Origin of the sequence: Mucilaginibacter sp. cycad4 (assembly GCF_034263275.1) — a bacterium.
Classification (GTDB): Bacteria; Bacteroidota; Bacteroidia; order Sphingobacteriales; family Sphingobacteriaceae; genus Mucilaginibacter.
Genome location: NZ_CP139559.1, coordinates 3,109,655 through 3,124,868 on the forward strand (window position 1 = coordinate 3,109,655; position 15,214 = coordinate 3,124,868).

Sequence of the window (15,214 nt, forward strand, 5' to 3'; positions counted from 1 at the left end):
TGTTTTATTTACCACTTGCAGCCAGCCCGGTTCGGGCTTGTTCAGCAACAGCCTCAATTTGTGTGGTCGATGAAAAGCCCTGCTTTTTCCAAACCTCTTTACCGTTTTTATACAGCACCAGCGTTGGCAGCACATTTACCTTTAACTCTTTGGCTAAAGTGGTATTATCATAAACCTCAATGCTGATCACTTTGGGTGTAAAAGCAGCATTTGCTTTGAGCGAATCAAGTACCGGCACCAGCTTTTTGCAGGCCCCGCAATACCTCGAACCAAAATCAACCAACACTAAAGATGATGACGCTGCCAGTTCATTAAACTGGGTTTTTGACAAGGAAACTCCTTTTTTTGTGGTAGAAATAATTGGATAACCCGATCCTATCCAGTTGGCTAAACCACCAGGCAATTCCTCTACATCTTTAAACCCTTTAGCCCTCAACTCGCGACACAATACCGTGCTACGGCCGTTAGCTATCGAGTAAACAAAGGTTGGTTTATCCTTATCCAGGCCATCCACTTTCTGCTGATAACCGGCTGCTTTGGCATCAACGTTTACAGCTCCTTTAATATGGTTCTGCACAAACTCCTCAGCCGAACGGGCATCTAAAATCTGTGGTTCTTTTGCCTGTTTTAATTTGGCCGCAAATGCTTCAAGAGATAATAAAGCAGGCGATTGCGCTTTTGCCTCGCCGATAAAAACTACCAGTAGCGCGAGCAATACAATTTTTAAGCTTTTCATGGTTAATTGTTGTTTTCGAGTTTATGGATTCGTTTGTTGTTGATATCGTCCCTGTCGATAAATGGATAGATGTGGTTCTTTTTAGCTTCAGCGTCAAACACGTCTTTCAGCTCCTTTAATTTTTCAGGATATTTTTTGGCGAGGTCAACACGCTCATTAAAATCCTCGTTCAGGTTATAAAGCTTCCAAACATCCTTATCGTAATTACGTTCAGGGATGGTTTTGCCTTGCGGGAAGTTCAGTAAGTCCACATTGTCCGGGCGGTGTGCAGCCTCGGCCTTCCAGCCATCTTTGTAGATAGACCTTGAGGTAAAAATGTAATAATACTGTTGTGTATGCAGCGATTTTGCCTGAGCATTATTGAACGAACCGAAGAATGATTTACCCTGTAACGTATCCTGCTTAATGCCTTTAACATACTGGGGCAATTTTAAACCGGCGGCCTCAATAGTAGTCGGGAATACATCAGATACGTGACTATATTGTGTGCGGATGCCTCCTTTTTCGGTGATGAGTTTTGGATAATAAACAATGAGCGGATTGTGGGTACCACCTTCAGCGTCAGCGTCCGATTTCCAGTATTTAAACGGCGTATTAGCCGCCTGTGCCCAGCCCAGTGGGTAATTGGTTGAAGCCTCCGGTGTGCCGATGGTTTCGTAATCGCTTTCGTTCTTTTTGATATAATCAGCTTCCGGCGTTGTAGCTGGTGAGTTTTTAGGGTTAATTACACCATGCACAGTTCCCTCCTTACTTGCACCGTTATCCCCTATCATCACAAAAACCAAGGTATTATCAAACTGGCCCGAAGCTTTCAGATAGCTGATCACCCGGCCAACCTGGTGATCGATGTAGGTTAGATAGCCTGCATAAACTTCCATGAACCGGGCATACAATTTCTTCTGATCGGCAGGCAAACTGTTCCAGGCCTGGATGCGCTCGTTACGCTCGGGCAATTTGGCATAAGCAGGAATGTAGCCGGCTTTCTTCTGGTTTTCGAATACTTTTTGGCGGTAAACATCCCAGCCCTCATCAAACTTGCCTTTATACAGGTCGCTCCATTCGTGGCTCACCTGGTGTGGCGCATGGGTAGCGCCGGGCGCATAGTATAAAAAGAAAGGTTGATCAGGTGCCGCTTTATGGGCAGCATCGATATAGGCAATGGCCTTGTCAGTGATCTGCTCATTCAGGTTGCGGCCATCGGGTTTAATGTGGAAATTATCCTCTACCAAATGCGGCGGATTATACTGATCGGTAGCCGATTCCAGGAAGCCGAAGTGATGATCAAAACCCTTACCGGTAGGCCAGCGGTCAAACGGGCCAACGGCTGTGGTATCCTCATCCGGCGTTACCCCCCACTTACCTACTGCAAAAGTACTGTAGCCATTAGCACGTAAAGCCTCAGCAATGGTACCTTTATCGGGCGGGATACGTCCATCATAGCCCGGAAAACCCGCTGCTGTAGAAGCGTGGGCAAAATTACCCATGTGCACATAGTGGTGGTTACGCCCGGTAAGTAATGAAGACCGCGTTGGCGCGCAAATACCCGCCGTGTGAAAATTGGTATAGCGCAAACCGTTATTGGCCAGCGTATCAAAGTTTGGCGTATTGATCAATCCGCCAAAAGTGCCCGACGCGCCGAAGCCCACGTCATCCAATAGAATCCAAACTATGTTTGGCGCAGCTTTTGGGGCTTTAAGCGGTTTGTTCCACCACTCTTTTGATTCGGCAAGCGTTTTTCCTTCCACACCTTTAAAGTTGGCTGGGTCAATAGGTGCTATATTTGCCGGCGTTACCTTTACCTGCGGCAGTTGCGCTAAGGCCGGTGCGCTGAATGCGAGCGCCAATGCCGATAACATAACAATTCGTTGATAAGCGTATTTCATGATCTTAAAGATTTAAAATTTACTTTTTATAATTTTTGTGGATGCGCTGGTGATAAACATCATACCAGTCGATAAACGGATAAAGGTTATTTTTTTGAGCCTGTGCTTCAAAAACAGCTTTCAACTCCTTTAACTTTTCAGGATATTTTTTGGCGAGGTCAATGCGCTCATTGAAATCCTCATTCAGGTTATATAATTCCCAAATGTCGTCATCAAAACTCTTATCTGGCACGTTTTGACCAACTTTAAAATCCCCAAGTTCAACATTATCAGGATGATGCGCAGCTTCGGCCTTCCAACCATCGCTATAAATCGACCTGGAACCAAAAATGTAATAATGCTGCAAAACATGTTTTGATTTTGCTTCAGGATGATCAAATGAATACACGAGCGATGTACCCTGTAAAGTATCCTGTTTAATGCCCCTGATATATTCGGGCAGTTTAATGCCGGTATATTCAAGGGTAGTTGGCAATACGTCAATCACATGCCCATACTGGGTGCGGATAGTCCCTTTATCTTTAATGCCTTTAGGGTAGTAAACAATTAAAGGGTTACGGGTGCCGCCTTCCGAATTGGCATCCTGTTTCCAGTACTTAAATGGTGTATTAGCCGCCTGTGCCCAGCCCAGTGGGTAATTTGTACTGGCCTGCGGCGTGCCGATATCGGTGATATCTTCAATATTGGTTTTCAGGTAAGCATCTTCAGCAACCAGTTTGGCCGAGTTTTTTTTAGGATTGATCACACCATGAACCGTACCTTCTTTACTGGCACCGTTATCGCCAATGATCACAAATACTAATGTGTTATCCAGCTGACCGCTTTGTTTCAGGTAATTGATGAGCCGGCCAACTTCATGATCGGTATAGGTAAGGTATCCGGCGTAAACTTCCATGAAACGCGCGTATAGCTTTTTCTCAGCCTCAGGCAATGATTTCCATGCAGGGATCCGCGTATTACGTTCAGGCAGTTTGGCGTAAGCAGGGATAATGCCCAATTGTTTTTGCCTTGCAATAACCTTCTCCCTGAAATCGTCCCAACCGCTGTCAAACTGGCCTTTGTACAGGTCGCTCCATTCGGTGGCTACCTGGTGAGGCGAATGGGTTGCTCCCGGTGCGTAGTATAAAAAGAAAGGTTTTTCGGGTGCCACTTTATGCTGGCGGGTTAGGTAAAATATAGCTTTATCCGTAATCTGATCGGTAAGGTGACGGCCGTCTGGCGTTACATGAGCATTGTCTTCCACCAAATCCGGTTTATACTGATCTGTAGCCGAGCCTAAAAATCCGAAGAAATGATCGAAACCTTTACCTGTAGGCCAGCGGTCGAACGGACCGGCATCGGTTGCATCCTCATCGGGTGTAAGCCCGTATTTACCTACCGCGAAGGTGTTATAACCATTCTCGCGTAAAATCTCGGCAACGGTTCCCTTATCAGATGGGATCCGCCCGTCATAACCCGGAAAACCGGCCGACAAGGTTACGTGCGAAAAGCCACCTTCATGAACATAATGATGGTTGCGGCCTGTCAATAAAGCCGAACGTGTAGGCGCGCAGATCCCTGCTGTATGGAAATTGGTATACCGCAGGCCATTGTTGGCCAGCGTATCAAAATTGGGGGTTTTGATGATGCCGCCAAAGGTGCTCGTAGCGCCGAAGCCCACATCATCTAAAATAATCCACAATACGTTTGGCGCGCCGGTGGGTGCTTTATGAGGCTCAGGCCACCACTCCTTCGAATCATCAAGCGTTTTACCCACCGTGCCGCCAAATACCGGTGCCTGTCCATTTTGTGCCCTGGCTGTAAATGCGGCAAGCAAGCCAAGCGACAGGAACAATGTTATTTTTTTTGTTTTCATCTGTAAAAGGTTTATTCGGCATAGCTGGAGCGGAACTTCACACCCCAGCGGCCGTTTTCTTTGGTTAATATGTATAATGATTCATAATGCCCTATCAGGCTGCCGTCAGCCCGGAAGCGTGAAAATCGGGTGTCCACATGCACCTTATCTGCCGATGCCTGAACAATGTTACGGTGGTCCCACTGGCTGTGGTGCCACCCTGCTTTTTGCAGCTCGCCAAATACTTTTGCCGAATCGCGCAGACCAGCCTTTTCCAATACCGACATTTTGCCGCCTGCCAGCCGATAATGCGGAAACTGGTAAGTAGCCTCCCACCCATTCAAATCTTTGGCATTAAAGGTTGCCATATATTCGTCAAGTACCTGCAACACGGCGGCGCGTACTCTGGGGTCGATGCCGTGTGAGCCGTTTTCGATAGGGGCGCTTTGTGCCGATACCCGGCTGACGAGGCCAGCCAGGATTAACAGGAACATTGTTATCTTTTTCATAGATATTGCTTTTGGAATTCTTGCTCCCCTCTTGAGAGGGGGCGCGAAGGACAGGGCGTTGGGAGGGGTGTGTTGTATGAGCGATAAGTCGCCTACAGAGTAACACATCCCTCCACCCCTCTCAAGAGCAGGGCTGTTGCATTCTAATTTAATAGTTGTTTTAACCTGTTGATATCGTTGCAAACAAGCCTTTGCGCTTGTGCGAGGTTTGGGTAATCATTTATTCTAAATACATTAATAACTATGTTTCTGAACACAGAAGTATTTTCAGGCGCATTGGATGTTCTAATTCGTGAAGCGTCTTCGTTAAATGTCACGTCCTTTACCCAATGAAGACTGTTTTCTATACTCCAATGGCTTTTAATACCATGGCAGAATGTTTGCGCATTACCGATTAAGCTACTGATGAAAAAGGCGTATTCTTCCCGGATACGTCCTTTTTCTTTTACCCAGCGATGCACTTTAATAAGTTGGCTTACCCCAGCCCATGTGTTACTGATTTCCTCTGTTCCCGGGTACACCCAAACTGTTCTACGTTCTATTCGCCCTTTGTTTTTCAACAACTCAACAAACTTACTACAAACCATTGCCTCGTCCGATGTAATGGTTTCGATCTTTTTGTAAAGGTTCTTTTGATTCTTCTTCACGCCTATTATATAATTGTTATCTGTATCAATAATAGCCTCTACCGTTTTTTTTGACAATGTAATGCGTCAAGTGTAAACGTTACCCCCTGTAATCCTAAACTGGAAATAAGCTGCTGAACTACAGAGATTTCACTTTGTTTTGAGTTGTCAACCAAACCATGGCCAACGACTTGATTACTCCTGCTACTATACAAGCTTACCAGGCTTACAAATCGTTGTTTGTCAAGAGAATAATCGCTCATCGTCCCTTTCATTGCCTTACCATCTATATGTAGCCATTCATTTTTAGACAAATCAATATGCTGACTGGCCCATTTATGGAAACTCTCATTTAAGCTGTTAAAGTCTAAATCTTGTATTACACGTCTTATAGTATAAAAGCTTGGAAGGCGGGCTTTATTAGGCTGAAAGAAGGCCAAAAGATCGACTTCATTCCGCTTTATAAAATCACCCATCGAACGATAGCCATGATAACCGCTCATTGTACTCATTAACACAAGCAACAGAATGAAAGTCTGGTCATGGCGCTGGCCTGCCTTTCGCCTTATATCCGGTAACTCTGATAAATACGCTAATATGCTCTTATCCATCCTAACTTTTTTGACCTCAAGTTAACTTATAATATTTAGAATGCAACAGCCCTGCTCTCAAGAGGGGAATCGCGCAGGCCATTGCCCGCATCGCTCAGTTCATCAGCTTCTATTGCCAGCCCGGATTTTGCGTAAGCTTACCATTGCTATTGTCAATTTCCTGCTGAGGTATCGGGAACAGGTAAAATTTGCCCGCCGCACCTTTGCTTACATTGGTTTTGCCAACTTTCAGCAGGCTTGCCTCAAGAATGCCTTTACCCGATGCATCCCTTTCACGGATCAAATCAAACCAGCGCTGGTACTCAAATACAAACTCCAGCCTGCGTTCTAAGTAAACCGCATCACGGAAGGATGCCTGGTCAAGCCCTGCAAGTTCATCCAACCCGGCACGTTTCCTTACCCGGTTAATGGATGCATAAGCTTTGGCTGTCGGCCCGTTCAATTCATTCTCAGCCTCGGCATGGATCAGCAATACATCTGAGAAACGGATAATAGATACATTGGCGCCAGACTCGGCTTCGTTAGATACCACGCCTGGATCAAAATATTTATTAAAGAATGGGATAGAGTCGTTAGCTATGGTAGCATCATTAAGCTTACCGTACCAAAGGCTGGTGGTTGGGCTTTGGAAACGGGTTACAAAGCTCACCCGTTTGCGTTTATCATTGGCAGGGTATAGTTTATAAATACTGAAAAACTTATCAACGCCGCCGGGTTTGGTAGCATCGGGCACGGAGTAAAACACTACCTGATCGGCATAGCTGCCCACCATACCGGGAATACCGTTCAGTATAGACCGGGGGGCCTGGTTATTGCCCTGCCCCTGCGAGTTTGATTTAAACTGCGCCGAAAAAATGTGCTCCTTGCCATTTTCGGTAGCGGGCAAAAACACATCAGCATAATTGGCAAACAGATCATACCCATATGGGCCATTAATCACAGCTTCGGCCTGCGTCACAGCCTTATCCCATTTACGCTCGGTAAGGTAAACTTTAGCCAGCAGTGAATAAGCTGCGCCGGCGGTAGCCCTGCCCACATCTGCACCTGTATAGCTGTTGGGCAAATCGGTAGCGGCATTTGTTAAATCGGTTTCAATTTGAGTATATACGGTGGCGGCGGCCGTTCTCGGAATTTGCAGATCAGACAAGTTAATTGAGGTTTGATCGTGCAATACCAAAGGCACATCGCCATACAAACGCACTAAGTTAAAGTAGTACAAAGCCCTTAAAAACTTAGCTTCGGCAACAAGCCTTTTGTTTAGCGTTGCATCAAATTTGATATTGGGGATAGTATCGATAGCAATATTGGCCTTTTTGATAGCGGCATAGTGCTGCTGCCAGATCTGCAAAATGCGCAGGCCCGATGCTGAATGGCCTAATACCGACTGGGAGCGTACGTCGGCATTGGTGGCGCCAGGCCCCGGGCCCTCATCATCGCCCATAAAATTCATACCGGTGTTAAAAAGGGTATTATAGGGTGTTTGCACTGCGTTTGCGCCGCCATTCAACAGGGAATAAGCCGCGGTAACTGCAGCAACGGCATCTGCCTGGGTTTTATAAAACTGGCTTGCCGGGATAAACGACCGCGGGTCTTCATTGAGCTTGGCGCATGAGGCAGCGGCAAGGGCAACCAGTATAATGAGGTATTTAATATTTTTCGTCTTCATATCTTAAAAATCAAGGTGTAGCCTTTACAGGGTAAGCCCTATGCCAACTATTACAGATTTATTATTGGGGTAAGCCCCGTTATCAACTCCCGAGGTAATTGCCGATTGCTCGTTACTGCTTACTTCAGGATCGTAACCGGTGTATTTTGTCCAGGTTGCCAGATTTTGGGCACTCACGTAAATCCTGACCTTTTTAACAGGCGACCTGGAGAGAACAGATTGCGGGAAGGTGTAGCCAAAACCAAGACTTTTAAGGCGCAGGTACGAACCGTTTTCAACAAACCTGTCGGATATGGTTGCAGCCGGGTCCTGATAAGCACTATGCACATCGGTGTTGGTGTTGGCTGGTGTCCAGCGATTTAACAGTGTGGTAGTAGCATTGGTATAACCTGTTCCTAATTCCAAAACACCCCTTTGCTGGTTATAGATTTTATTACCATATGATCCCTGTAAGAAAACACTTAAATCAAAACCCTTGTAAGCGAATGTGTTGGTGATACCTCCTGTAAATTTAGGTTGCGAGTTGCCGAGGATCACCCTGTCGCCGGTCTGTGTTATTTTGCCATCGCCATTAATATCCTGGTAATTTTGACCACCCGGAGCGGTATTGGCTGCAGGAGTAAGTACCGGCCCACCAGCCTGGATCAGGCCATTGGTTTTGTAGCCGATAAATGAGCCGATAGGCTCGCCAACTTTAATGATAGACGGCAGTGACGAATCGGGGATGAACTGGTTAACACCGTTACCGCCAAGGCTCAGCACCTTGTTACGGTTAAGTGCAAATACCAGGTTGGTGTTCCATACAAAACTGCCAACAATATTGCGCGAGTTAATACCCAACTCAAAACCTTTATTTTGTACCGAGCCCACGTTTTCATATTGCTGCGGATTGGTAATAGCTGTATTGGTAATAATAGTTAAACCGCTTGTCGCCGGTAAAGGCAGGTATAATAGCAGGTTAGTAGTCTTCTTGTAATACACATCGGCCGTTACCGTAACCCTGTCTTTAAACAGGCCCAGGTCGAAACCAAAATCGTACTGACTTGTTTTTTCCCAGGTTAGGTTGGGATTGTACAAACTATTGGGCGCAAAACCCGCAACTGTAGAATTACCAAAATTGTAACGGTAGTAACCTAATTGTGAGTACGACTGGTAGGCCGGGATATCGCTATTACCGGTTTGACCCGCACTTAACCTCAATTTTAACTGGCTGATGGCAGTTACATTTTTCAGAAAATCTTCGCTCGATGCATTCCAGGCTATGGCGGCTGATGGGAAGGATGCCCATTGATGCCCCGGTGCAAATTTCGATGAGCCATCAGTACGCAGGGTTAAGGTTAACAGGTATTTACTGTTAAAACCATAATTTATCCTGCCCAGATATGATTTTAAAGCCCAGGTATTTGACGATGACGATGGCGCAATGGCAAAACCACTGCCCGATACCGAAGTAACACTTCCCGAACCAAGGTTATTGAAAGTGTCATAATCGCTCACAAAGCCCGATGAACCTGTAATTGCACCTTCGGCTTTGAATTGCTGCTGTGTAAAACCGGCTAATACATTTAACGAGTGCTTACCAAATTTTTTATTGTAGGTAAGCGTGTTTTCATTCAGCCAGTTGAATGAGTTAAGGGTACCAACCTCGCCAAGGCCCGAATAGCCCGAACCCTCGTAAACGGTAGATGGCAGGTAACGGTTTTGCTTATTGTCGATGATATCCACACCGGCCAACACCCTTGCGGTAAGGTTTTCGGTGATCTTGTAATCGCCGGCAATATTACCTAAAATGCGGCTTGTGGTAGTGGTATTGGTTTGATTATAGAGTGTATTGATGGGGTTTCCGTAAGTACCCTCAAATACGTTTTTGATAAAGAATGAACCATCGGCGTTATAAACCGGCGTGGTAGGCGTCATCAGCAAGATGGCTGGTACTACGCCCTGGGGCGCAATTTGCGCAGTAGTACGGCTGCCGGTAATAAATGATGTGATCTTGAACTTATCGTTATAATCATGTTCTACGTTTACCCTGCCGGCATAACGCTCAAAATTGGTGTTTTGTAAAATACCATCCTGTTTAAAGTAGTTGCCAGAAAAAGCAAGCCTTGTACGCTCGGTACCTGAAAATATTGAAAGGCTGTGATTTTGTGAGCTCCCTTTACGGAAGGCTGCATCCTGCCAATCAGTATTGGCGTTGTAGGGATTAAGCTGCGCTTCTGTTTGGGCGGTTTTCCCTGTGTTTGCCAAAGCGTCATTACGTAATGCTTCCCATTGCGGAGTATTGAGCAACGGGAGCGTTTTGATCACTTCCTGCTTGCCATAGCTGCCATCATAATTGATAGATGACACGCCGGCTTTACCTTTTTTTGTGGTAATGATAATTACACCGTTTGCGCCACGTGTACCATAAATAGCCGTGGCCGAAGCATCTTTTAAAACCTCAATGCTTTCGATATCCGAAGTATTGATAGATGCCAGCGGATTGATCTTCGGGCCATTGGTTACACCCGCATCAGTAAGTGAGTTACTGTTTGAGGTGGGAAAGCCATCGATAATATACAATGGCTCGGCAACGGCATTGATGGAGTTTACACCACGCACCTGCACTGTCACACCCGCTCCCGGCTGCCCGGTGGCCTGTGTAACCTGTATGCCCGATACAGCGCCCTGTAAAGCCCTGTCGAGCGAGGGAACCGGCTGTTTTAAAGCCAGTGCAGGTACAGATGCTACTGAACCTGTGATGTCCTTACGTTTTTGCGATCCGTAACCCACCACAACTACCTGGTTTAACTGGGTTTGGGCGTCTTTAAGCTTAATTTCAACCGGGCTGCCATCAGCAATAAATTCCTGTTTTTCATAACCGGTAAAAGTGACAATCAGTTTATAAGGAAACTTTTGCCCGGTGACAAAGCTGAATTTACCTTCAATATCGGTTGAAACTACGTGCGTAGTACCCTCGATACGGACCACGGCACCCGGAAGCGGCTCTTTGGTAGTACCGTCAATAACACGGCCAACCAGTCTTGAATTAATTATAGGCTGGGTTTGCTGCGCGATAGTTAACAGCGGAAAAGCAATAAGCAGCAGGAATGGGATTAATAGCAATTTTTTCATGTCGACTGGTTTTTAGAAGATGAAAAACCGGACGACTGATCAGTAACCGCATTAAACGGCCTGTATAATTGCTGCGGATGAAAAGCATCCTCAATTATTTGCAGCGTAAAAGCAGCTGCATGCAATGGGAAAGGCAACGCATAGCCAACCCCTGCATTTGCAATATTTTGCATAGATTTGAATAGTTAAAATGACACCATTGAAACAGGCTCAACGCCAATCGATCCCTGTTTCGTTGTTTTAATGACCGGGGAAAAGCTTTGCTTTTCCCTTATTTGCAGTATGTACTTGTTCAGATTATTTCATAGTCCTTTCTTTATTATGCCCGCATTAGCAGGCAGGTCAATTATTTTATTGGGGTATTAATATTTAGTTGCTTACGCACCTGAAACCGAGGTGCTCCATGCCGCTATCTTCGGTAGTTTTCATCCGACGTGATACACGATAACCAGAGCAGTAGCTGTCGTTACACAAAAATGAGCCACCTCGCACCACTCTTTTAATGGCATAAGGCTCGTCCGGGTCATATGATTTTGAAGCACCTTTAGGGTTTTTAACTCCTGCCGGGCTGTTTACTGTTTTATAATAATTGTTATTGTACAAATCGGCACACCATTCCCAAACGTTACCGGCCATATCGTACAAGCCGTAACCATTTGGTGCAAACGAGCTAACCGGGGCCAGGTAATAATAATGATCACGTTCGGTGTTTTTATAGGGGAAACTTCCCTCCCAGGTATTTGCCTTCGGTTGTCCTTCACTTACTTTTTCATTACCCCAGGGATAGATTCTATCCTCCAATCCGCCCCTTGCCGCACGCTCCCATTCAGCTTCGGTTGGTAAACGTTTGCCGGCCCATTTACTATAAGCTACGGCATCGTACCAGGAAACCTGTACTACCGGGTAATTGCCTTTGCCTTTAATGTCGCTGCCCGGCCCGTGCGGGTGTTTCCAGTTAGCACCTGTTTTCCATTCCCACCACTGGCTGTAATCGCTGAGATTAACCGGTTTATTTGCCGGCACAAATATCAGCGAGGCCGCAACCAGTAAACTATCAGCAGGTTTTTCGGTACCCGGGGGCATTTGCTTTTTGAGCTCGTTCCAGTCAGGCTTACGCTCGGCTGTGGTAACATAACCTGTTGCTTTTACAAATTTTTCAAACTGGGTGTTGGTAACCTCTGTTTTATCTATCCAAAAGCCATCAACCGTTACGTCATGCTTAGGGTACTCATCAGGTTCGGCCTGCTGGTTATCGGCCCCCATCCTGAAAGTCCCGGCCGGCACCCATGCCATCCCCGCATGGCTGGCATGGGTATCACCTGTATCGGGCAGGGCAAGCGCCGCACCGCTTAACCCCGCTGCTTTAAACCTGTTAGGGATATTTGATTCGCAGCAAACCTTTTTTTTAATACCGGGAACTTTGGCTACCGCAATAATCGCCGCCGGTTTCTCCGGTTGTCTGCATGAAGCAATCCATATAACACTAAAAAGTATAAGTACAATCTTATTCATTACGCTTTAACAGGTTGTAATTGAAAAGCTGCATCAACCTGTTCTGCCGACTGCTCTTCGACCTTATCAGGTCTGTACAAATGATGAGGCTGCAACGGAACATCTTCTTTAACCATCGGTCCATCGGCGGCAAGCTCACTTCCGGGCACTTTTGATTTAAATAAAGGCCAGGCCAGTTGTGCATACCATTGATCGCCCTCGTAATGTGATATCCCATAAGCTTTAGGGTATTGACGAGAAATATGTGCCGTACCGAAAATGATATCCCACAAAAAGAACATATTGCCAAAGTTGCCTTTGTAATACCCTACCCCATCATCGGTGGTAGCTGCATGGTGTGCATGATGCGTTGCCGGAGTAGATATCGTACGCTCCAAAACCCAGGCCAGCGGGTGCAATATTTTATATTGATAAAATGGTTTATCCCATGGGATACTTGAATGCGCCAGTGTAGTAATAGTCCCTTTGATACCTTTTACTACTACTGCCGGGATACCTAAACCAAGGTAAACCAACGCGGTAGTTAAATAAGTTTGCGAAAAGAAAATGGTATAGATAATGTTTTGCCTGCTGGCCATTGCCATACCCATGTATGATGCCGAGTGGTGCGTACGGTGAAAACGCCATAACCACGGTATTTCATGATGCAAGCGATGGTACCAGTATTGGGTAAGATCATCGGCTATCGCGATGATAATAAATCCCCAGAAAAATGGAACCCAGCTAAAAGTATCTTTAAAACCAGGCAGAATAGCAGGCAGTACTTTCAGGCCATAATAAGCAACCAACGGCTTCACTATCAGCTTTGGAATAGTGAAACAGGCGATATCTACCCATTTTTCATTTTTGTTCCAGCGTTTTTTATAAAGACCGAAAGAAAATTCCAGTACGCCAAGTACCAGCACCAGCACGGAGAAACCATATCCGTTAAGGTTTTCTATTATTTGTTTTATCTGATCAATCATTGTCTTGTGGTTGTGAGTTTATGGTTTTGTTTTTTATAACAGTTTGTTGTTTATGGTGCTGTTTCTTTTCCCATGGACGTTCGCCGGTGATATAAAATGTAGCAAACATGAGCACGATAGGCAGCGTATACAAAAACAGGCTCAGGATAGCATTTTTAACGATCCTTGTCTTTTTAGCTTCTTCCAGTTTCATAACCGTTAGTTTGAGGTTGAATAATTAATGCCTGTTTAGTTTTAGAGCGCTGCTCAAGAAGCTTACGGCCAAGCCACAACCCGCCGAAAATGATAATAAAAGGTATCAAGGTTACAATAATGCCAACCAGTACCTTTTTCCCAATCAGGGAAACGTCGTTAATGGTCATAATGAATTAATTAAATGATTAACAATAGGGCAGTGCATAACGATCCGCACAAAGCAGCAATGCCCGGTAAATAATGTAATGAATTGAAAAATCTGGGATACCGCACTATCAACGCACGATCATAGAGAAGGGATTAACCCTTGTGCCGCTTAACAGCAACAACAAGAATAACAACAGGAAGTAAAAGCAGCAGCGGTTAACTGATTATTAGCAAGGCCGTATTTAGGTAAAAGTTCGGGTTGCATGGTGGGTGCTTTTAAATGATTTTAATTTGTTGTGATTAATTTTCTGAGGCAAATGTAAAAAAAGATTTGATAAATACTACTAATTCTATAGAATTTATATAAATAAAATATTTTTTGATGAATTTAAATCTTTTAAGCAGTCACACAGCATGGGAAACGGAGAAATCGCTCCAACTTTTTCTACTGGTTGCACAATAAATTTCACAACACACCCACACAAATCCTATATTCATATCATTATGGATCTAACTACCCTTATTGTCATTACCATTATTGTTTTCATAATAGCGTTTGCTGCATTCAGGCTGTTTGACGTTAAAAAGAAGAAACAGAAACTGGAATTGGAGCGATCGGCCAGGATTTTACCACTTTATAAAAAAGCGGAAACTATTGCCGGCCTTACTGCTGAAGATGTGCTGCCCTTTGCCCAAAACCTGCTAACCCGCTATGATACCTTTTTATATTTAAAAGAACTTGGCGAACTACACCTGTTTCCCGAAGAATATCATACACTTATTAAAGGGGCTGAAAGCTCACTGGCCCAATGGCTGGAATTCCCTACCGAGCTGGATGCCTGCCCCGACGAGATAGAACATATTAAACGGGTTACCATTGACTTTGACGGTAGAAGTAATTTTATCCATTATGAGGTGTTTAAATACCGTGTAAACCCACCCCACTGGGCTGCTAAAAACGGTTGGATGCTTGGCGTTGCAGGGCCATTTTTTGATGATAGCAAACCTTATGATTTCCCCGCAGCTACATTTAGCCGGGTAAGCAGTACTGTAGATAAAGTGACACCGGAGGACGAGGTTAGATGGGTGCATGAAAACATCGCAATGCGGAGGTAAAATACGTTCGTTTCTACCCATAAAATATTAAAAAATGGGTGTCATGCTGAACCTGTCGAAGCATGGTGGGTGGGGCCTCTGCGCGCGTCCTTCGACAAGCTACCCATAACATAATTAAAAAGACGGTCATGCTGAACTTGTTTCAGCACCCCACTTGCTAAGCCGCGTGCTAAGCAAATCGCCTACCTATCCCGTGGGATCCTGAAATAAATTCAGGATGACGGGCGGAGAAATGTCATATCTCCTTCAGAGGCCGCGGGATTAAACACTCAGGATGACAGTCCCTCCATGCCTAATGTC

12 protein-coding genes and 1 pseudogene are annotated in these 15,214 nt (G+C 45.2%); 1 reads left to right on the forward strand and 12 read right to left on the reverse strand.

The window, feature by feature from the left end; translation table 11 throughout:
- Window positions 1-4: 4 nt before the first annotated feature.
- The 12 genes and pseudogenes from SNE26_RS12465 to SNE26_RS12525 form a co-directional block, all read right to left on the reverse strand.
- Entirely contained in the window at window positions 5-736 is a 732-nt protein-coding gene (locus SNE26_RS12465) for a thioredoxin domain-containing protein (RefSeq protein ID WP_321559683.1), read from the reverse strand.
- A gap of 2 nt (window positions 737-738) precedes the next feature.
- On the reverse strand, window positions 739-2,619 hold the full coding sequence (locus SNE26_RS12470) for an arylsulfatase (protein ID WP_321559684.1): 1,881 nt from the start codon (window positions 2,617-2,619) through the stop codon (window positions 739-741).
- A 19-nt stretch (window positions 2,620-2,638) separates the two neighbouring features.
- Window positions 2,639-4,474 carry an arylsulfatase gene (locus SNE26_RS12475; protein WP_321559685.1) on the reverse strand — a complete coding sequence of 612 codons (1,836 nt, stop codon included), beginning with the start codon at window positions 4,472-4,474 and terminating at the stop codon, window positions 2,639-2,641.
- An 11-nt stretch (window positions 4,475-4,485) separates the two neighbouring features.
- Complete coding sequence (locus SNE26_RS12480; protein ID WP_321559686.1) at window positions 4,486-4,962, reverse strand: hypothetical protein; 477 nt, start codon at window positions 4,960-4,962, stop codon at window positions 4,486-4,488.
- A gap of 143 nt (window positions 4,963-5,105) precedes the next feature.
- A pseudogene (locus SNE26_RS29535) lies at window positions 5,106-6,199 on the reverse strand (ISAs1 family transposase).
- A gap of 109 nt (window positions 6,200-6,308) precedes the next feature.
- Window positions 6,309-7,865: a RagB/SusD family nutrient uptake outer membrane protein gene (locus tag SNE26_RS12495; protein WP_321559687.1), complete on the reverse strand. Its 1,557-nt coding sequence runs from the start codon at window positions 7,863-7,865 to the stop codon at window positions 6,309-6,311.
- 24 nt (window positions 7,866-7,889) lie between these two features.
- Window positions 7,890-10,979 carry a TonB-dependent receptor gene (locus SNE26_RS12500; RefSeq protein WP_321559688.1) on the reverse strand — a complete coding sequence of 1,030 codons (3,090 nt, stop codon included), beginning with the start codon at window positions 10,977-10,979 and terminating at the stop codon, window positions 7,890-7,892.
- Complete coding sequence (locus tag SNE26_RS12505; RefSeq protein WP_321559689.1) at window positions 10,976-11,152, reverse strand: hypothetical protein; 177 nt, start codon at window positions 11,150-11,152, stop codon at window positions 10,976-10,978. Before SNE26_RS12505 ends, SNE26_RS12500 begins: the two co-directional genes overlap by 4 nt.
- A gap of 196 nt (window positions 11,153-11,348) precedes the next feature.
- Entirely contained in the window at window positions 11,349-12,491 is a 1,143-nt protein-coding gene (locus SNE26_RS12510) for a formylglycine-generating enzyme family protein (RefSeq protein WP_321559690.1), read from the reverse strand.
- Complete coding sequence (locus SNE26_RS12515; RefSeq protein ID WP_321559691.1) at window positions 12,491-13,456, reverse strand: sterol desaturase family protein; 966 nt, start codon at window positions 13,454-13,456, stop codon at window positions 12,491-12,493. Before SNE26_RS12515 ends, SNE26_RS12510 begins: the two co-directional genes overlap by 1 nt.
- Window positions 13,449-13,649 carry a hypothetical protein gene (locus SNE26_RS12520; protein WP_321559692.1) on the reverse strand — a complete coding sequence of 67 codons (201 nt, stop codon included), beginning with the start codon at window positions 13,647-13,649 and terminating at the stop codon, window positions 13,449-13,451. Before SNE26_RS12520 ends, SNE26_RS12515 begins: the two co-directional genes overlap by 8 nt.
- Entirely contained in the window at window positions 13,630-13,818 is a 189-nt protein-coding gene (locus SNE26_RS12525; protein ID WP_321559693.1) for a hypothetical protein, read from the reverse strand. The genes SNE26_RS12520 and SNE26_RS12525 overlap by 20 nt, the downstream gene beginning before the upstream one ends.
- Window positions 13,819-14,302: 484 nt before the next feature.
- Here SNE26_RS12525 and SNE26_RS12530 point away from each other — a divergent pair, with 484 nt between their 5' ends.
- Window positions 14,303-14,914 (forward strand): hypothetical protein, encoded by a 612-nt coding sequence (locus SNE26_RS12530; RefSeq protein WP_321559694.1) that lies wholly within the window; start codon window positions 14,303-14,305, stop codon window positions 14,912-14,914.
- Window positions 14,915-15,214 lie beyond the last annotated feature (300 nt).